Origin of the sequence: Bacteroides sp. UBA939 (genome assembly GCF_002293435.1) — a bacterium.
Classification (GTDB): Bacteria; Bacteroidota; Bacteroidia; order Bacteroidales; family Bacteroidaceae; genus Bacteroides.
Genome location: NZ_DBDF01000029.1, coordinates 1 through 18,827, shown reverse-complemented (window position 1 = coordinate 18,827; position 18,827 = coordinate 1). Strand labels below are relative to the sequence as shown.

The window sequence follows — 18,827 nt, the reverse complement described above, 5'->3', positions numbered from 1 at the left end:
CTTATTTTTGCGGTACGAATATAAACTAAAAAAAACATATTTATCATGAAAACCGTATTTAATATTGTTTTAGGTCTATGTGCAGTGGTTTTGATTTACATTTGCTATACCAGCATCATGGGCCCTATCAATTTTGAAAATGCTAAAAAGTACAGAGAGAAAGCTGTTATTGCCCGTTTAATGGACATCCGCAAAGCACAACAAGAGTACCGTAACTTGAATCGTCAACAGTACACGGCAAGTTTCGATACGTTAATTGATTTCGTTAAAAACAAAAAGATGCCGTTCATTTTCAAGCAAGGTGAGCTGAACGACAAGCAGTTGGAAGATGGCTTGACAGAAAGAAAAGCAATCTCTATCATCAACAAGGCCAAGAAAACCGGTAAATATGATGAAGTGAAGAAATTAGGATTGGAAGACTTCAAACGCGATACACTGTGGGTAGCCGTAATAGATACTATCTTCCCGAAAGGTTTCAATGCCGACTCTATGAGATATGTACCTTTTGGCAGCGGTGCACAGTTTGAAATGGCTATCCGTAATGATACGGCTAAATCCGGCGCCCCTTTCTGCCTGCTCGAAGTTAAGACTCCGTATGAAACTTACCTGGATGGTTTGGACAAACAGGAAATCGCTAACATGAAAGACCTTCAAACCAAATTGGGTAAATACTCCGGTTTGATGATCGGTAGCTTGGAAACAGCTAACAACAACGCAGGTAACTGGGAATAATCGCCCTCCTGATATTGGTATGATAGAAACGATTGACTTTAGTAAATCGGAACAATACACATTATCCATCCGTCTCAGTACGGATGGATTTTCTTTTTCCGTATTTAATCCCCTCAACGAGGGCGAGTTCTCTTTCTATGACCATAAGGTAGAAGAATCATTATCTTTCACTGCCAATCTGAAACAGACCTTCCGCGAAGTAGAATGGCTAAATCATTCCTATCGCCGGGTAAATGTTCTTATGGCGGGCAAGCGTTTCACCCTTGTACCACTTGAATTCTTTGAAGACGAACAAGCCGAAATGCTTTTCTACCACAATCATCCCAAGCGCGAAAACGAACTTGTTCAATACAATATTCTTAGGAAGAACAATACCGTAGTGTTATTCGGTATGGATAAAAGCGTCTGTTCATTCCTGCGCGAACAGTATCCCAATGTCAAGTTCCATTCGCAGGCAAGTTCATTCATCGAATACTTCTCCGGTAAAAACCGTTTGGAAAACAGCCGCAAGATGTACGCAAACCAGAGAAAAGACGCAATCAACCTGTATTGTTTCGACCGTGGACATTTATTGCTTGCCAACACCTTCGAGTGCCGGCAAACCTCCGACCGTATCTATTACCTATTATATATATGGAAACAACTCGGTTTCGAACAGCTACAAGACGAAATGCACCTCACCGGCGAATTATCCGACAAAGAAACCTTGCTGAGTGAACTACGTAAATTCATCAAACAGGTATTCATCATGAATCCCGATACCAACCTCGACCTGCAAGCCATTACCTCATGCGAGTAATCAGCGGAATATATAAAAGAAGAAGGTTTGACGTGCCCCGTACTTTCAAGGCACGCCCTACAACAGATTTTGCCAAAGAAAACCTGTTCAATGTACTTTCCAACTATCTGGATTTTGAAGGACTGTCTGCCCTCGACTTGTTTGCCGGAACGGGCAGTATCAGCATCGAGTTGGTTTCCCGTGGTTGCGACCGGGTAATCAGTGTGGAAAAAGAACGCGACCATCACGCATTCATCTGTAAAATAATGCAGGAGGTTAAAACTGACCGGTGCCTGCCTATTCGTGGTGATGTATTCAAATTCATCAAAGACGGACGTGAGCGTTTTGATTTCATTTTTGCCGACCCTCCTTATGAACTATCGGGATTGGAGACTATACCCGACCTTATCTTTGAAAACGGCTTATTGAAAGAGGATGGGCTATTTGTATTGGAGCACGGAAAGAAGAATAATTTTGAAGAGCATCCGAATTTTGTCGAGAGACGCTTATATGGCAGCGTGAACTTCTCGTTCTTTCAATTAAAGTAAAGGCGCTTTCAATTAAAGCAAAGGCGTCATCAATTAAAGCAAAGGTGCCATCAACCGCACTACGCTTTCTATTACTTTCCTCCACCACGGACGTTTCACCCAATTCTTAAGAAAGACCTGTGTACATTCCCGTTGATCCTGAAGAAAGATTTCGCGCATCTGCAACGCAGTTTCCTTATCATAGATGAAAGCATTCACTTCAAAATTATGTTCAAAGCTGCGGAAATCCATATTAGTAGAACCTACGGTCGATAACTCATCATCCGATACCATAAGTTTGGAATGTAGAAATCCCTTCTTATAAAAATAGACTTTAACCCCTGCTACCAGCACATCCGCCAGATAAGAGCAAGATCCAAAATGGGTAAGACGGCTATCCGAACGTCGAGGTAGCATCAAACGGACATCCGTGCCAGCCAGTGCAGCCGTTTGCATGGCGGTTAATATCTGTTCTGTCGGCAAAAAGTAAGGCGTTTGCACATAGAAATATTTCTTTGCGCCGGAAATGGCGATAAGTAGGCCTTGCATAATCTCTTTCCAAGAACCGATAGGATCACTCGTCACAATCTGCACCAAAGAAGTACCAATATTTTTAGTCCTCGGAAAATAACGGGAAGCACCAATCAAAGTACGGTCAACGAAGTACCAGTCGAGCAGGAAAGCAGTCTGCAAGCCGTGCACCGCCTTGCCTTCAAGCATCAGATGAGTATCCCGCCATATTCCCCACGGGAAACCCCGCATATAACGTTCGGCAAGATTCATCCCTCCAATAAAGCCCACCCTACCGTCGACGACTACAATCTTACGATGATTACGATAGTTCACCCTACTGGTAAACAGAGGGAAACGTACTTTCAGGAAACCACGTACCTCAATACCTGCTTCACGCATCTCATCATAAAAACGATTGGGTACATCCCAACACCCCACATCATCGTAGATGACACGTACCTCAACACCGGTTCGCGCTTTGTCTATCAACACATCCCTAACCAGACGGCCAACGGCATCATCCTCAAAAATATAGAACTCAATATGAATATGGTGCTTTGCTTTTCCCAGTTCGCGCAATAAAGACTGCAACATGGAGAGTCCACCGGTGTAAGTTTCCACACGGTTACCATCAAAAGGAAACGCCTGCTCTGTATTAAGGAATAAGGAGATGAGCCGGTTATAGGATGTAGGCATGACAAATGTATCTTGCGCCATATATTCCGCCATCGGTTTTTTCAGCATACGGTTATATATCTTTTTTCCTATCACCCGCTCATGCCTCCGGCTACGGCCAAAAAAGAAATAGAAAACCAATCCTACAACGGGAAGGAAAATCAGTATCAATATCCACGCAAGTGTTTTCACCGGATTACGGTTGTCGAGAATAATAACGACAATAGTTCCGATGATAACCCCAAAGTACAAAATATCAAAAGCAATGGTGGCTACCTGATTCAGTATGTAGTTCCAGTCAATCACGAAAGCAAATATAGAGAAAATAAAAGAATTACTATTTTTTTTTAGAAGAAAAGAGATTATACTCGAAGTATTTACATATATTTACGCAATTATAAACTAAGACAATAAAAGATGAAAAGACTTACTGTACTTGCTCTCTTATTGAGCATAACCGCTTGTATCTGCCACTCACAAGTGAAAATCAGTGTGCAAGGCGGAACCGGATTAACCGGCATCACAAAAAATGAGAATTACAAAGCAAACTTTGGGTATCGTTTTGGAGTAGGGGTTGAATTTCCCATTGACCAGACATGGTCGATACAAACAGGACTGCAATTCCTGAACAGGAGTTATTCTTTTGACGAAGGGGTAATGGCTTTAGGCAGCAACGAAGAAGGAGAACAGACCCTTATCGCACTCTACATAGACTCCAAAATGAATGCAATCTACCTACAAGTTCCTATCAAAGTGGCTGCCTATCTCCCCTTGAACGATAAGTGCGGACTGCAATTCAGTGCAGGTCCCTATATCGCCTATGGTGTTGGTGGTGAAAGTTACCTTAAATGGCTTCTTGTCACCCAAGTCCATCCCGACCCCAATGTCGATATATCCGATCTAAATGATTCCCCCAACCGCTCGAGTGTAAGAAAAGGAGAACAATCACATAAAACATTCACTAAAGACGGGGGACTAAAACGCCTAGACATCGGATTGGGCCTCGGAGTAGATTTCAAATACAAACGCTTCTTTGCGGGCATCGGTGCCGAGTATGGTTTCCTTCCCATTGATAAAGAATTCCCTAAAGAGCTTTTTAGATATACTTTACAAGAAGACCAAACGCTTGTCTCACCCCGCAACATCGGAATAGAACTCCATGTAGGTTTCTGCTTTAGCTTAGGAAAATAGAAAAGGGGGTACAGTCAAAACTTCAAGCATTATCTCTCATCCGCAGACGACGCGGATTACGCAGATTTTAAAATCTAATCTGTGTAATCCGCGTCATCTGCGGATGAAAAATATCTTTTTGATAGTATGATCTTACTTTTGAAAAGCTTTAAAAATGGCGCCCGCCACCTCCGCCGAAACCACCGGGACGTCCACCGCGTCCGCCAAATCCACCTCTACCCTGCTGCATACCCTCACGTGACGACTTGCCTCCAAAGATATTCAGACGATAGATGAAGTGTACCATACAATAACTGTTGATACCATTATATTCCGATACCGAACGGCCGCTATCTGCTGACAATGAACGGCTGATATTGGTTTGCTGTTTCAGGATATCATACATCTCAAAGCTGATGGTAGCCGCACCTTTCAGGAAAGTTTGCGAAAGCTGTGCATTCCAAATCAGTTCGTTACGGTTCATGCTTGCATCCCTGTAACCACGACGGCTCTGGTTGGCAATGTTTGTTGTGAAAGTCATGTTCCAGGGAGCCATCAACTGGGTATTGGCGCCATAAGAATAAGTGTAAGGTTCCTGATTATTGTCCGGATTCAAATTGCTACGCTCCGCAGTATAAGAAATAGAAGCATTCAATCCGAACTCAAACCAATCGTTACGGTAAGCGCCACTCAGACGTTCTCTCAATGTCAATCCTGTCGTCGTATTCTGATCATCTCTCTTGGTTCCCCGATTATATAGATAAGCCACACTGTTCTGATAGTTGATATTGGAGTATGAATTGATGGTGTACTTTTTATTCTTCAATGCTGTATTGAAACCGAACATACCGAATGCAGCCCAGTTACCATTGATATTCTTCGGAGTAGTGGTACGGCCACCGGTCTCCTCATTATATTCGGTACTGTTACTGATGCTGTTCTGTGTAGTTGAGAAACTGGTATTCACCATAATGCCCCGTTGGAGTTCTGCATTATACGTGTTGAAGGACAAATTCATGGAGTGCGTGAAGGAAGGTTTTAATCCCGGATTACCGACACGGATATTCAACGGATTGGAGTTATCAACAATTGGTAACAAATTCTCCATGCTTGGCTGACCTGTACGCCCACGATAGTTGAAACGCAACTGAGTCACTCTAGAAAAACGGTAGCGGAAATCAATATTAGGGGCAAAGTTGAATACAGAACGTGCCGTGTCAATCATATAGTCTCCCCTCTTATAAGAGAGCTTGGAATTCTGAGGTAAAAAAGAGATACCGGCATTCAACCGATACTTCTCACGGATGAAAAGCAATGACACGGAAGCGTCGTGGTTATAGTATCTGTACTCGGCATATTTACCCAGACTATCTATTGCATGATTCCCATAACCAACAGGCAACGGTTCTCCAATTTCCCACTCCGGATTGATTTTATATAAATCGTATGTTGTCTTCTCACTCTCACTATACTTGTACTGGAACTCATAGCTGAATTGCAGGAAAGTGGCGTGCGCAACAGGTTCGCTATATGTAAGCCGTGCACTATAATTATAGTTATTCGTCGGGGTAGTGATGAATTGGTTACGAATCAATGCAGAATCCGGATTGGTGGGAATTTGGTAGTAACGTGTCATAGACTCCGTGTACTGATTGTTCTCATTGTCACCATAACCGATACGTCCGCGGAGCGTAATATTACGTCCTTCATTATTTAATTTACGGTTCAATAGCAACGATGCATCCGCCGAAATGTTCTTGCTGTCGGAAAGCCTGCCGCCGTTCGTAGTATTCACACGGATATCCCTCAAGGGGTCATTCAACGGGTCTTCAATGTCATCGATATTAAGATAATCATTCGGATTGGGAACCGGATTGAACGGATCGGCATTGAACATTCCCGTCAATGAATTGGAAGCATTGTCTGTCTTCCCATAAGAGAAGTTCGGACGGAAAATAATGTTCGTCATCGTATCCGGCTTCCACTCCATGCGGAAATTGGCTCTGAACGAACTGTTCCTGTTCAGGTTATGTGAGTTGGAGTTGGAAAATGAGCTACTACCGCTCTGCAAGAAGGTTTCGGACGAGTTGACGTTAGAGATATCAGCTTTGTTATAATTGTATTGGGCGCTACCACCCAACTCTAACTTTTCATTCTCTGTAGCAAAACTGATACCCAGCTCTTTAGGTGTATTCAAACCATTATTTCGACGCCAGCGCGGACCTCCTCCACCACCGGAAAAGCCTTGACTATTCACATTATTGGTTGAACCGATAAGCGAAACCTGCGTCTTATCCACAAAGTGATTTACGTTCAGGCGGGCGGCATAACGGTTTTCGGTACCTGCGGCGGCATCTGCATTGCCAAACCATCCGCGGTTCATGCCTTTCTTCACCGTCAGGTCGAGCACGGTTTCTTCTTCACCGTCATCAATGCCTGTAAGACGCGTCATGTCCGACTGTTTATCATACGTCTTCAGCCTATCAATCATCTCTACCGGCAGGTTCTTCAGACCCGTTTTCACGTCTCCGCCGAAGAATTCCTTTCCGTCCACCATAATCTTTTTCAGATCCTTACCGTTGATTTTCACGTTGCCGTCATCATCAATCTCGGCACCGGGCAGTTTCTTCACCAGCTCTTCCAGCATGGCGCCTTCCGGCGTACGGTAAGCAGTAGAGTTGTAGACCAACGTATCTTCCACCACCTGCACCTGCGGAGCTTCAGCGGTAACCACTGCTTCTGCCAGCATTACGGCATCCGTTCTCAAAGTCAGCGTCCCTACGTCTCTATTAAGATTTGCGGAAGATAACTGTACGGGTATTTCCTGGGTTTGGAAACCGATATAGGAAACTTTCAATATATATTTCCCTGCTTGTACTTTAGGAAGAGTGAAATATCCCTGTTGTGTAGTAGCAACGCCTGTAACAAATGTGCTGTCCGGTAACGACAGTAACTGTACACTTGCCTGTACGGCGGGTTCTTTTGTATCATCCTCAATAATGCGTCCTGCTACTGTAATGTTTTTAGTCTGTGCAAAAGCGGAGAGTGCCACTGTCAACAACAGCACCATTCCGGTAATTACTTTTTTCATGCGCCTGTTTTTAATGAATCAAGAAGTCTTTTTTTATACTGTTTCATTTGACAAGCTTTCGAATAAATAGTTTAATGAAGGGCAAACAAAATGTTCTATTATGAATTATGAATTTTGAATGGCTGCGCAATGTGCTGCATAGCCATTCAAAATTCATAATTCATAATTCAAAATTCAAAATTACCTAAACAGTTTATCAACCGTCGATTTCTTTATGCCAAACTCAAGACACAGCACGTTCAATATCAAGAATATCAGGAAAGAAGAGGTATCTACAGACATGATGTCGCCCTTCCATACCCGGTAAAGCATACCTCCAAAGATGAATAATACAGTCAGGAAGATGGCGTTACGCACGGCTTTGTTACGTATCAGTTCCGTTTCCTTGCTTTCATTCTTAGTCAGGGCAAAGATAATCATCAGTGCACCAAGCATCATTAGCAACTTGGAACATTCTTTATAAAACAAAAGATTGGCATCCGTCATTTTCCCCGTCATATATAATAGGATAGGAATAAACAACGCCAATGCAATTACAAAATATCCCAAAGGGCGGCAATACACCGGTAACAAGGCTTTCATTTTGAACTTACGGATTTTTAAATTTATAAGTATGTGAGGTTTTGAGTTCACAAAGATACTTCTTTCACAGAGAAATCCTATCTTTGCGGAACCAAAAAGACAAATACCCCATGAGTAAACAAGAAGTAATCCTCTGCGAAAACCTGGAAAGCAGCCTGACGCATACTCTCCACAAGTATTCCCACGACAAATGTTTCATTCTTACCGACGAGCAGACGCATGAGTTCTGCATGCCGCAACTGAAAGACTTTAGCGTACTGAAAGATGCCGAAGAAATTATTATCGGCGCCGGAGACGTACACAAAACGCTGGAAACTCTGGCTTCCGTTTGGCTGGTATTAAGCGAAAAGGGTGCAACACGCCACTCTCTGCTAATCAATCTGGGTGGCGGCATGGTGACCGACTTGGGCGGCTTCGCAGCTTCCACATTCAAAAGAGGTATTGCATACATCAATATTCCCACCACTCTGTTGGGCATGGTAGACGCCTCGGTGGGCGGAAAAACCGGTATCAACTTCAACGGACTGAAAAACGAAATCGGCGTATTCTCCCCTGCCGCTTGTGTACTTCTTGAGACAGAGTTCCTGCGTAGCCTTGATACCCACAACTTCTTTTCCGGCTATGCCGAAATGTTAAAGCACGGACTTATCAGCACACCGGAACACTTAGCGGAATTGTTAGCTTTCGATACGGAAAAGATAGACTATGTAGCCCTGAAATCAATGGTGGGTCGTTCCGTAGAAGTGAAAGAAGGTATTGTAGAACAAGACCCGTTGGAACACGGCATCCGCAAAGCATTGAATCTGGGGCATACCGTGGGGCATGCCTTCGAAAGTCTCGCCCTTGCCGAGAACCGTCCTGTACTTCACGGCTATGCTGTTGCCTGGGGAATTGTTTGCGAACTATACCTTTCTTATATTAAGGTGGGGTTCCCGAAAGACAAAATGCGCCAAACCATTCAGTTCATCAAAGAGAACTACGGGGGATTCGCCTTCAACTGTAAGCAGTACGACCAGCTCTACGACCTGATGAAGCATGATAAAAAGAATACCGCAGGCATCATCAACTTCACCCTGTTGAAAGATGTAGGAGACATCAGCCTCAACCAGACCGCAGACAAGGATACTGTATTCGAAATGTTCGACTTCTACAGGGAGTGCATGGGGGGATAAGTCCCTCTCTTTCCCGAACGAGACCTTATTCAGGAATACGGAACATGACAGGTAATGTATATTTTACAGGAATTTCTTTCCCTCGCATTTTACCCGGTTTCCACTTCGGGAAAAGGCCAACTACCCGCAAGACCTCTTCATCAAAGGCAGATCCCAAAGAACGAAGAATCTTGGGATCTGTTACATTTCCATCTGGTTGTACTATGAATTGTACAGTGACTCTTCCTTCTATTTGTTTCTCCACATTGTCCGGATAGCGAGTTGTTTCGTTGAGAAATGCCATAAGAGCTATCATACCACCCGGATATTCAGGCATTTCTTCTACCACCCCCATAAGAGCATCTGACGGTGGTATTGTATCAATATCTGCTGCTATTTCCCCTTCTATTATTTCTCCCATTATAGGTGGAATTTCTTCAACGAAATCAATCTCTTTGGGTATCACTTCCCCAAAAGTTACAGAAGCCTCTGTTCCCTCAATTATAGAAATCCCTTTCTGTATATAATTACAAGCAGTCAGTGCAGAGAAGCTCATGGATACTCCCATCACTGTAACAGCTTTACCTAAAAGCCGTTTTCTGCCCAGTTGTTGTTCCAGATAACGCACCTCAGATTCACACTTCGGACAAGTGCCCGAACAATCTCCCTTGTGCTGACACTCTGATACGATAAATTCAATATCATTAGCCTTGGCTATCTCTTTACGGATTTCCTTTAATATCCGGCAAGTTTGCTTTCCATGTTTCATCATCTGCATATATAATTTAAGTTCTATAAGTAAATACGTCAAAATTGCTCAGTCCCATAGACTTCAGCATATCCGTGCTATGCGCAGTGTCCTCCTCCGTATTGTATTGCGGAATAAGGGGGATACGAACCATGATTCGCTCTGCCTTCCTCTTCTCTATGAGCCAGCGCAGGTTCTCCAATACCTGCCGATTGCTTTTGCCCGTATAATTTTGATAGATCGCATCATTCATATCCTTAATATCCACGATATAATCGTCCACCACCGGTAGCAAGACCTCCAGATGTTTCCGGGGCACATTTAAAGATGTCTCTACCGTAATTCTCCACTCTTTCCCACAGAGTTCGCGGAAACGGCTGATAAACTCACTTCGCAGACAAGGCTCTCCACCGCCAAAGGTGATGCCGCCACGGGTTGCCAAAAAGTAGAGTTCATCTATCTTCACTCTCTCATATAGTTGTTCACAGGAATAAAGCGGGAAATCGGATTCATCTGACAGAGACTGAGGGTTCAGACAATACTTGCAACGCAGAGGACAACCATGAAAAGCAACCAAAGTGGTTACTCCTTCACCGTCAATCAACAGACGGTGCCTAATCACTCCTAATATGGGAACAGGACTATTCATCGGTTACTTTTCGGGGACAATATGCTCAGGTATACGGAACATTACAGGTACTGTATATCTTACAGGAACTACCTTTCCTCGATGTTTACCTGGCTTCCACTTCGGGAAAAGACTAACTACCCGCAACGCCTCTTTATCAAAAACAGGCCCCAAAGAACGAAGAACTTTGGCACGAGTCGCACTTCCATCCTTTTGTACCACGAACTGTACGACGGCTCTTCCTTCTATTTTTTCCTTTACATGCTTCGGATAACGAGTGGTTTCATTGAGAAATTCCATAAGAGCCGTCATACCACCCGGAAATTCAGGCATTTCTTCTGTTACCAGATAAATGCCATCTGCAGACGGAAGTGTATCAGCAGGATTAGGTGGTATATATCCTATAGTAACTGCAGAAACTGTATCATTAACAATCTTTTCAGGTATCGTGTCACTGTAACCTGTCATCGGTACTTCCACCAATATTCCAAAAGAGTCTATTTTCTCATCTACAGAATTGTCTTTCTGTTTCTGTTGATTACTACAAGCAGTCAGCATAGACAATCCCATAGAGACTTCCACAACTGTAACAGCTTTACCCAAAAGTCGTCTTCTATTCAATTGTTGTTCCAGATAACGCACCTCAGCCTCACACTTCGGACAAGTTCCCGCACAATCTCCTTTGTGCTGACATTCTGATACGATAAATTCAATATCATTAGCCTTGGCTATCTCTTTACGGATTTCTTTTAATATCCGACAAGTCTGCTTTCCATGTTTCATAACTATATCTCAGTTTAAGTGTTTGAAGACTATTCGCATAAATTCCCAAGCAATCTTTTTTTCATTGCACAAACATGGGTACAGCGCAAAAATAGTAAAAAAATCCTCAAGGCATTCTTTTACCTTGAAGATTTTAAATATAAGTAATACCTTACACTGTACACCCTCAATAAAAAGAATCCTATTTATTTGCAATTTCAAAATAAAGAAGTACCTTTGCGTCCGCAATTCGGGATGTAGCTCAGCCCGGTAGAGTACGCGTCTGGGGGGCGTGTGGTCGCAAGTTCGAATCTTGTCATCCCGACTACCGACAAATAAGCCACTGTAATACAGTGGCTTATTTTGTTTTTAAGCAAACAGCCGGGACGAAATCGGGACGGGTATTAACGTCTTTATTTTTACGCCTCCTGTTCTTTATACAGGGAAAGATTGGTACATCGACTTTTATACATTTAATCAGTTCACCGGAAATTTCGCATGAGCCATTTGTACCTTTAGCCTGTGCATTATTCATACTTTAGAAGTTAAAGGAGTTATCACTTCGTTAACTACCCTAACTCCTACAAGGTTATTTTCGGGGTTCACACGTTTCACCTTTCTCTGTAATCCACTTGTATAAAGGCAAAAGCGGGTGAAATCACTCTGTAAAAAGCACCCTTTTCAAGGCTTCACCGCTTTCACACCTCGCGCGTAAAGCGTTTTGCAAGCGTTCCCGCAACTGTTCTCGCTCGTGTAAGCGTCCCGTAAGCGTTCCGTAAGCGCCCCGTAAGCATCCTCGCATTGTTCCGGATTTCAGTTGACCGGGTATTCGTTTTCCAACCTCTCTATCGCATTAAATCAATTGGACGAGAATCGGACGACTGGAGTCGGCTGATCGGTCAACTCCAGTCGTCCGATAAGCCGACTCCAGTTGACCGATCGGCCGACTATAGTCGTCCATTTAACGACCTAAGTACTCATCTTAATTATCTTATAGCCTGTGTTATTCAGGCTAATTGCTTTTAAAGAGAAGAATCCGCATTCATCCGTGTCGTCTGCGTACCCACCCCCACCAATATTCAATGTGAAGGGCGGTGAAAGCGGGACACCGCTTCACAGCATGTACAGACGGGGGTGCAAAAAGACTGCTTTCACCCGCTTTTGCCTTTATACAAGTGGATTACAGAAAAAGGTGAAACGCGTGAACCCCCAAAACAACTTTGTAGGAGTTAGAGTGGTTAAAGAAACCCGAATTTGTCCACATCCATATAGTCCACACGGTTGTGGCTCAGCATGATACGATTGTCCAGCCGCGCTTTATAGGTCGTGAAAGAATATCCGTTGAATTTGTTGATGCCGTCCCATGTAGAAAACCACATATTTCCTTTGCGGTCTTGCAGGATGCTCATAATCGTATTTTGAGACAGTCCGTCTTCGGACGAATAATGGGTGAAGAAACAATCAGGTTGTGCTTTTATTGAGATTGCGCATACTAATCCAACTATCAGATATAAGGTCTTTTTCATCATACAGGCTTTTTCTATGCGGTAAAGGTAAGTTTTTCATAAAAAAATTCATGCATATTAATCTGAATTTTAATAGAGGTTAGTGTTAAACGAAAAAGGCTGTATTGATATTGACTAAATATACCTTAATCAATATTCAAATACAGCCTTATATGGAGACTTCTAAGTTATTCGGCGCTACGAATAGAGTCGTCGATAACTTTAATCTTCTGTTTTGTTATTTCTATATCGTCCTTCAGCTTTTCAACTTTCCGGTTTAATTCCGTCAGCAAGTTGCTACCTTTCTTTGAAGAAGTGGTCAGGAAGCCGAGGTTATTATTGTATGTCTGAAGTTCATTCTTCATGCTTTCAAGAGTACGCGTCAACTTCTCCCGTTCCCGGTAGAGGGCTTGCGGACTATCTTCCTGGATACTACTGATGTTTGATTTAAAGTTACTCAGCTTTTTGTTGTTTGCACTGATGTTGAAATGGTCGAACAGCTTATCAATCTGCCCATGATATTGCTTATACAAGCGGTCTTTCTCTTTGAAAGGCACATGACCGATATTGTTCCATTCCTTCATCAATTCGCGTACCAACTGCGTGGCTTTGTTCGTATCCACATCTTCACCAATAGCGCTGAGTTTTTCGATGATTTCTTTCTTCTTGTTCAGGTTTTCCACTTCAACGGAGCGTTGAGAAGAAGTAGCCTTATTCTTTTGCTCAAAGAAATAGTCGCAAGCCGAGATAAAACGTTTCCAGATTACATCCGAATATTTCTTGGCTACCGGGCCGATGGTTTTCCATTCCTTTTGCAGTTTGGTAAGCTCGTCGGCGGTCGTTTTCCAGTCCGTACTGTCTTTCAAAGCTTCGGCTCTCTCGCAAAGAACACGTTTCTTGTCCAGGTTGGCGTTCATGCCTTCTTTCAGGGACTTGAAGAACTCTCCTTTCTTACGGAAGAACTCATCACATGCCTTACGGAAGCGTTCGAATATCTTCACGTTCATCTTCTGTGGCGCAAAACCAATTGTTTTCCATTTATTCTGCAAAGCGATGATTTCCTGCGTCTTGTTGTCCCAGGATGCAAAGTTTGTCAGTTCGTTGTAGTCAATGGCTTCAATGATTTCGCAAATCACAGTCTTCTGGTCGAGATTGTGTTGTTCAACCTCTTTCAATGCTTCGAAATGTTGCTGATGGCGACGGTTTACAACAGTGGAAGCTGCCTTGAAGCGATTCCATACTTCGTCACGCAATTCTTTGGCAACAGGCCCCGTATCCCGGAACTCCTGGTGTAGTTTCTGTAATTGATGGAAAGCTGATACGACGTCCGGTTCATTTGCCAGTTTCTCTGCCGCTTCACACAGACGCGTTTTTATTTCCATATTCTTTCTGAAGTCGTATTCACGGAATTCGTTGTTCAGCTTCAGCAGATCATAGAACTTTTCTACGTAGAGTTGGTAGTTCTTCCATAGTTCGTTGACCTTGGCTTGCGGAACAAGTTTTATCTCGTTCCATTGCTGCTGCAACTTCTTGAATTCAGAATATGATTTGTTGGCATCATCGGGCGATTCTACCAGTTCTTTCAGTTCTTCGATTATTGAAAATTTGATTTGCAGGTTCAGTTCTTTCAGCTGTTCCTGTTCGGAAGACAAGGCGCCTCTCTTTTCCTTAATGACGGACATGATATTCTTGAATTCTTCTTCTACGGTATCATTTACCGGAACAAATTCTTCTTCTACTCCTCCATTCTCGATGAATAGTTTCTTAGCCGCTTCTTGTTCGGCATTATGCAATTTGTAGAAAGCCTGTTTCAGACTGTCTATCTCTTGCTTGCCGACATTGTCCACTTCTGAGGAAGCTTCTTTTAACTTGGCAAGAATCTCTTCCTTGCTCAGTTTATGTACGGCTTCCACCGGCTTTTCTTCTTGTGCTGTTTCTTCTTCTTCAACCGGGACGTCCGCCACAATTGGCTCGGAAACCTCTGCTGTTTTCTTTTCTTCTTCTAATTCTTCCACCTTTTCGGGGAGGTTAGTGTCATGAGTGTCCATCATTGTACATACATTTTAGGAAACGATTTTATCTGTTCGATTTACATTTGGTCACAAATTAATGAAATAAAACAATTACTTCATACTTTTTTCTTTAATATTTTTCATTTTTCTTGTTTTTAGGCCAGTATTACGGTAATTCCCATATACAACATCATGCCTATAATATCATTGGTGATAGAAATAAACGGGCCGGTGGCAATGGCCGGATCTATCTTCAACTTCTCCAGCGTCATAGGTACCAGCGTACCGAATATGGATGCGAACATGACTACGGCAAACAAGCTGATAGACACGGAATATGTGACGGTAGCAGTGCCTCCGAACCGGATAAAATTATAGATATATACCAATAAGGAGATGATAGTGGCATTGATAAGGGCTACTACGGATTCTTTCATAACCTGCTTGAAAGTATCTCGGGCATCCAGCGAACTGTTGGCAAGACCTTGCACTACGATAGCCGAAGATTGGGTTCCCACATTTCCACCCGTACCACCGATAAGCGGAATATAGAGCGCCATTTCGGGATGGGCGGCAAAGGTTGTATCGAAATTGCCCAGAATCATGGAGTTACCGATTCCGCCCAACATGCCGATGAGCAGCCACGGCAGGCGGGCGCTGGTTTGGCGCATTACGTTGTCGTCCGTTTCCACATCCTGCGACAAACCGGATGCCAACTGATAATCGCGTTCTGTTTGTTCGCGCACTTCATCCATGACGTCGTCTACGGTGATTTGTCCTACCAACCGTCCGATACTGTCGATAACGGGTACGGCTACCAAGTCGTACTTTTCAATAGTCTGTACCACTTCTTCCACCGGTGTATCCGCATGGATAGAAATGGGATCTTTCTTCATCACATGTTTCACTTTTGATACGGAAGGTGAAGTAATCATCTTCTTCAGCGGGAATACACCTTGCAGGCGGTTTTCATCATCAACGACGTAGACGTAGTAGATTTCGTCCAACTGTTCTGCTTGCTGGCGCATTTCTTTCAGGCACTCCGGCATACTCCAGTTTTCGTTGACAACCACCATCTCAGTACCCATCAAACCTCCGGCGGTGTCTTCATCGTATTTCAGCAAGTCCACGATATCTCCCGCTTGCTCAATATCTTCAATGTGCGAGAGGACTTCTTCTTGTTTATCCTCATCCAGTTCGCGCATCAAATCTACGGCATCGTCCGTATCCATGTAGTCTACGAAGTGCTTGGCGATAGTTTCCGAAGGGAGTACTTCCAGGAATTCCTTACGAACGTCTTCATCCACCTCCATCAATACGTCTGCTGCCGTTTCGTTATCCAGTAAACGATATACGAAACGTGCTTCCTCTGTATTCAGGTCATTGCAAAGTTCGGCAATATCCGCAGGGTGCAGGTCTATCAGGAGCGACTTGACGTTTTCGGCATCTTTCTGCTCGATAAGTGTTTTGACATTGTCAATGTATGCTTCGTCTATTTCCATAATCTTCCTCCCTTTATTAGTTGACAGGTTAATTTTACTTTTTGAATTACAGTGCCTCTTTTTGTTAGGTGACAGATTATCACTGCAATTCATTTTATATTGGTGATTATCAGAAGTATCTCTATTGATTATCCTTTGCTTTCTCTTTCATCTCCTTCAAAGCCCGTTCTACGTCATTGGTCAGGTTGATAAACTCTTGCACGGACAGTTGCTCGGGGCGTTTATTGAACAGAACATCTTCTGTCAAGGGACAATCCTTTCCGAGTATCGGTTTTATTGAATTCCGCAATGTCTTCCGGCGCTGGTTGAAAGTAGTCTTCACCACTTGCTTGAACAGCTTTGGATTACAACCCAATTCCTGAGTTTCATTGCGTGTCATGCGTATAACGGCGCTTTTAACTTTGGGCGGCGGATTAAACACATACTCATGTACAGTGAAAAGGTATTCTACACGATACCATGCTTGTATTAACACACTCAGGATACCATAAGTTTTGCTGCCGGGGCCGGCTGCAATACGTTCGGCTACTTCTTTCTGTATCATTCCCGTGCAACAGGGTATCAGCTCTTTGTTATCCAGCATTTTGAAGAATATCTGGCTGGATATGTTATAAGGGTAATTACCCGTTAGCACAAAAGGTTGTCCGTCGAACAATCGTTGCAGGTTCATTTTCAAGAAGTCGTCTTCAATGATATTATCTTCCAGCGACGGGTACTCTTCACGCAGATAGGCTACGGATTCATAATCCAGCTCCACCACCTTAACCGGACGTTCTTTTTTTACGAGGAATTGGGTTAATACCCCCATTCCCGGTCCTACTTCCAGTATCGGAAGTCCGGGATAGGCATCTACCGTATCGGCTATGTCTTGTGCCACTTTCAAATCCTTTAGGAAATGTTGACCGAGAAACTTTTTAGGCTTTACTAATCTCATGCGTTAACTTTATCATTACTTTGCCTCACGAATACAGATTTGGCTTTAACTACTAAGCCAACTTGTTGGCTGATACTACTTCAACCACTCTGACTACTGCCTGCATGATTAATGCAGGCTAAAGAAAAATAGCTTTCTTTATTAAACCGGCATAAAATACAAATGATTTTATGTAAGTTTGCAGGTCTAAAAAGATAGTGCAAATCGAAGGCAGAATCAAAATGCTTCTATTTTGCCGGAACACAGCCTATTTTCAGACAGCAAAGGTAGCTTTTTTCGATGAAGAATAACGAGTTCCGCATGAATAAACTATTAAAAAAGATACTGAAAATCCTTTTACCAATTGCTTTGGGAGGTTTTATTCTCTATTGGGTGTATCAGGATTTCGATTTTGTACATGCCAAAGAGGTATTACTACACGGGACAAACTGGTGGTGGATGATATTTTCATTATTCTTTGGCATTATGAGCCATGTATTCCGCGGTTGGCGTTGGAAACAGACGCTGGAGCCACTTGGCGCTTATCCGAAAACGAGTGATTGTGTAGATGCGATATTTGTATCTTATGCCACTAATTTGATTTTGCCCCGTGTAGGTGAAGTATCCCGTTGCGGTGTACTTGCCAAATACGATAACGTCTCCTTCGCCAAGTCGCTCGGAACAGTGGTGACGGAACGTTTGATAGATACGCTTTCCATTCTGTTAATAGCCGGGCTTACCTTTCTGGCGCAGATGCCGGTTTTCCTGCGTTTCTTCGAGGAAACAGGTACGAAAGTACCTTCGCTGATGCACTTGGTGACATCTCCCTGGTTCTATATCGTCCTGTTTTGTGTGATAGGTGTCATTGTATTGCTTTATTTCCTGATGCGCACACTTTCTTTTTTTGAGAAAGTGAAAGGAGTGGTGTTGAATGTGTGGGAAGGAATTATGTCCCTTAAGAACGTGAAGAACATTCCGCTTTTCTTTCTTTACACCTTATTAATATGGGTATGTTATTTCTATCATTTCTACATTACTTTTTATTGTTTCTCTTTTGCCGAACATCTTAGTTTCCAGGCAGGACTGGTGATGTTTGTAGGTGGCACCTTCGCCGTAATTGTTCCTACCCCGAATGGAGCAGGCCCCTGGCACTTTGCCGTCATAACCATGATGATGCTTTATGGGGTAAATGCGACGGACGCAGGAGTCTTTGCCCTGATAGTGCATGGGATACAGACGCTGCTGGTTATTGTACTCGGTATTTATGGTTGGCTGCACCTTTCGCTAAAGAACCGGGCAAAGGGGTGATTAATCCTTTTCAAGAATAACCATCTCCGTATCATCTCCGTACCAACTCCGTATTAAGTCCGTCTCTATAGAGTACGGAGATGATACGGAGCAGACACGGCTCTGACACGGCTCTGACAGGGAGCAGGTAATCACCGGTCACTCGCCGAACTTATCTCTATTTCCACTAAATAAGTACTCATCTTTAATTATCTTACTCAAGTTTCGCATGTTAATGGTAGTATCATGTT

15 protein-coding genes, 1 tRNA gene and 1 pseudogene are annotated in these 18,827 nt (G+C 43.2%); 7 read left to right on the top strand and 10 right to left on the bottom strand.

Going from position 1 to position 18,827, the window contains the following annotated elements; genetic code table 11:
- Nucleotides 1–45: 45 nt before the first annotated feature.
- The 3 genes from B2Z67_RS02015 to B2Z67_RS02005 are packed head-to-tail and all read left to right on the top strand — an operon-like array spanning nt 46 to nt 2,058.
- Nucleotides 46–732, top strand: coding sequence for a hypothetical protein (locus B2Z67_RS02015; RefSeq protein WP_291528149.1), 687 nt, complete (start codon nt 46–48; stop codon nt 730–732).
- A 19-nt stretch (nt 733–751) separates the two neighbouring features.
- A complete protein-coding gene (locus B2Z67_RS02010; RefSeq protein WP_291528148.1) occupies nt 752–1,531 on the top strand; it encodes a DUF3822 family protein in 780 nt (259 codons plus the stop codon).
- Nucleotides 1,522–2,058, top strand: a complete 537-nt coding sequence (locus B2Z67_RS02005; protein ID WP_291528147.1) for an RsmD family RNA methyltransferase — start codon at nt 1,522–1,524, stop codon at nt 2,056–2,058. Before B2Z67_RS02010 ends, B2Z67_RS02005 begins: the two co-directional genes overlap by 10 nt.
- Nucleotides 2,059–2,091: 33 nt before the next feature.
- On the opposite strand, the gene cls is transcribed toward B2Z67_RS02005, so the two are convergent.
- Nucleotides 2,092–3,531 carry a cardiolipin synthase gene (cls, locus tag B2Z67_RS02000; RefSeq protein WP_291528146.1) on the bottom strand — a complete coding sequence of 480 codons (1,440 nt, stop codon included), beginning with the start codon at nt 3,529–3,531 and terminating at the stop codon, nt 2,092–2,094.
- A 111-nt stretch (nt 3,532–3,642) separates the two neighbouring features.
- Between cls and B2Z67_RS01995 the strand changes: the two genes are divergently transcribed.
- A complete protein-coding gene (locus B2Z67_RS01995; RefSeq protein ID WP_291528145.1) occupies nt 3,643–4,416 on the top strand; it encodes a porin family protein in 774 nt (257 codons plus the stop codon).
- A gap of 148 nt (nt 4,417–4,564) precedes the next feature.
- Here the strand turns inward: B2Z67_RS01995 and B2Z67_RS01990 are convergent, their stop codons facing one another.
- Both B2Z67_RS01990 and B2Z67_RS01985 read right to left on the bottom strand, forming a co-directional pair.
- A complete protein-coding gene (locus B2Z67_RS01990) occupies nt 4,565–7,486 on the bottom strand; it encodes a TonB-dependent receptor (RefSeq protein WP_291528144.1) in 2,922 nt (973 codons plus the stop codon).
- A gap of 180 nt (nt 7,487–7,666) precedes the next feature.
- Nucleotides 7,667–8,068: a hypothetical protein gene (locus B2Z67_RS01985; RefSeq protein WP_291528143.1), complete on the bottom strand. Its 402-nt coding sequence runs from the start codon at nt 8,066–8,068 to the stop codon at nt 7,667–7,669.
- 110 nt (nt 8,069–8,178) lie between these two features.
- Here B2Z67_RS01985 and aroB point away from each other — a divergent pair, with 110 nt between their 5' ends.
- A complete protein-coding gene (gene aroB / locus B2Z67_RS01980) occupies nt 8,179–9,240 on the top strand; it encodes a 3-dehydroquinate synthase (RefSeq protein ID WP_291528142.1) in 1,062 nt (353 codons plus the stop codon).
- Between the two features lie 25 nt (nt 9,241–9,265).
- On the opposite strand, the gene B2Z67_RS01975 is transcribed toward aroB, so the two are convergent.
- The 3 genes from B2Z67_RS01975 to B2Z67_RS01965 are packed head-to-tail and all read right to left on the bottom strand — an operon-like array spanning nt 9,266 to nt 11,378.
- Nucleotides 9,266–9,991, bottom strand: a complete 726-nt coding sequence (locus B2Z67_RS01975; protein ID WP_291528141.1) for an energy transducer TonB — start codon at nt 9,989–9,991, stop codon at nt 9,266–9,268.
- Between the two features lie 13 nt (nt 9,992–10,004).
- The gene (locus tag B2Z67_RS01970) at nt 10,005–10,616 is read right to left on the bottom strand and encodes a radical SAM protein (protein WP_291528140.1); all 612 of its coding nucleotides are present in this window, start codon (nt 10,614–10,616) and stop codon (nt 10,005–10,007) included.
- A gap of 3 nt (nt 10,617–10,619) precedes the next feature.
- Complete coding sequence (locus B2Z67_RS01965; RefSeq protein ID WP_291528139.1) at nt 10,620–11,378, bottom strand: TonB family protein; 759 nt, start codon at nt 11,376–11,378, stop codon at nt 10,620–10,622.
- Nucleotides 11,379–11,608: 230 nt separating this feature from the next.
- Between B2Z67_RS01965 and B2Z67_RS01960 the strand changes: the two genes are divergently transcribed.
- Nucleotides 11,609–11,682: transfer RNA gene (locus B2Z67_RS01960), tRNA-Pro, on the top strand.
- Nucleotides 11,683–12,598: 916 nt separating this feature from the next.
- Here the strand turns inward: B2Z67_RS01960 and B2Z67_RS01955 are convergent.
- The 4 genes and pseudogenes from B2Z67_RS01955 to rsmA form a co-directional block, all read right to left on the bottom strand.
- Nucleotides 12,599–12,883: pseudogene (locus B2Z67_RS01955) on the bottom strand (two-component regulator propeller domain-containing protein); the annotation flags it as partial.
- 167 nt (nt 12,884–13,050) lie between these two features.
- Nucleotides 13,051–14,913, bottom strand: a complete 1,863-nt coding sequence (locus tag B2Z67_RS01950; RefSeq protein WP_291528138.1) for a DUF349 domain-containing protein — start codon at nt 14,911–14,913, stop codon at nt 13,051–13,053.
- A 116-nt stretch (nt 14,914–15,029) separates the two neighbouring features.
- Nucleotides 15,030–16,376, bottom strand: coding sequence for a magnesium transporter (gene mgtE, locus B2Z67_RS01945; RefSeq protein WP_414630769.1), 1,347 nt, complete (start codon nt 16,374–16,376; stop codon nt 15,030–15,032).
- 121 nt (nt 16,377–16,497) lie between these two features.
- Nucleotides 16,498–17,310, bottom strand: a complete 813-nt coding sequence (gene rsmA, locus B2Z67_RS01940) for a 16S rRNA (adenine(1518)-N(6)/adenine(1519)-N(6))-dimethyltransferase RsmA (RefSeq protein WP_291528137.1) — start codon at nt 17,308–17,310, stop codon at nt 16,498–16,500.
- Nucleotides 17,311–17,610: 300 nt separating this feature from the next.
- On the opposite strand from rsmA, the gene B2Z67_RS01935 reads away from it, so the two are divergent.
- Nucleotides 17,611–18,597 carry a lysylphosphatidylglycerol synthase transmembrane domain-containing protein gene (locus B2Z67_RS01935; RefSeq protein WP_291528136.1) on the top strand — a complete coding sequence of 329 codons (987 nt, stop codon included), beginning with the start codon at nt 17,611–17,613 and terminating at the stop codon, nt 18,595–18,597.
- Nucleotides 18,598–18,827: the final 230 nt, after the last annotated feature.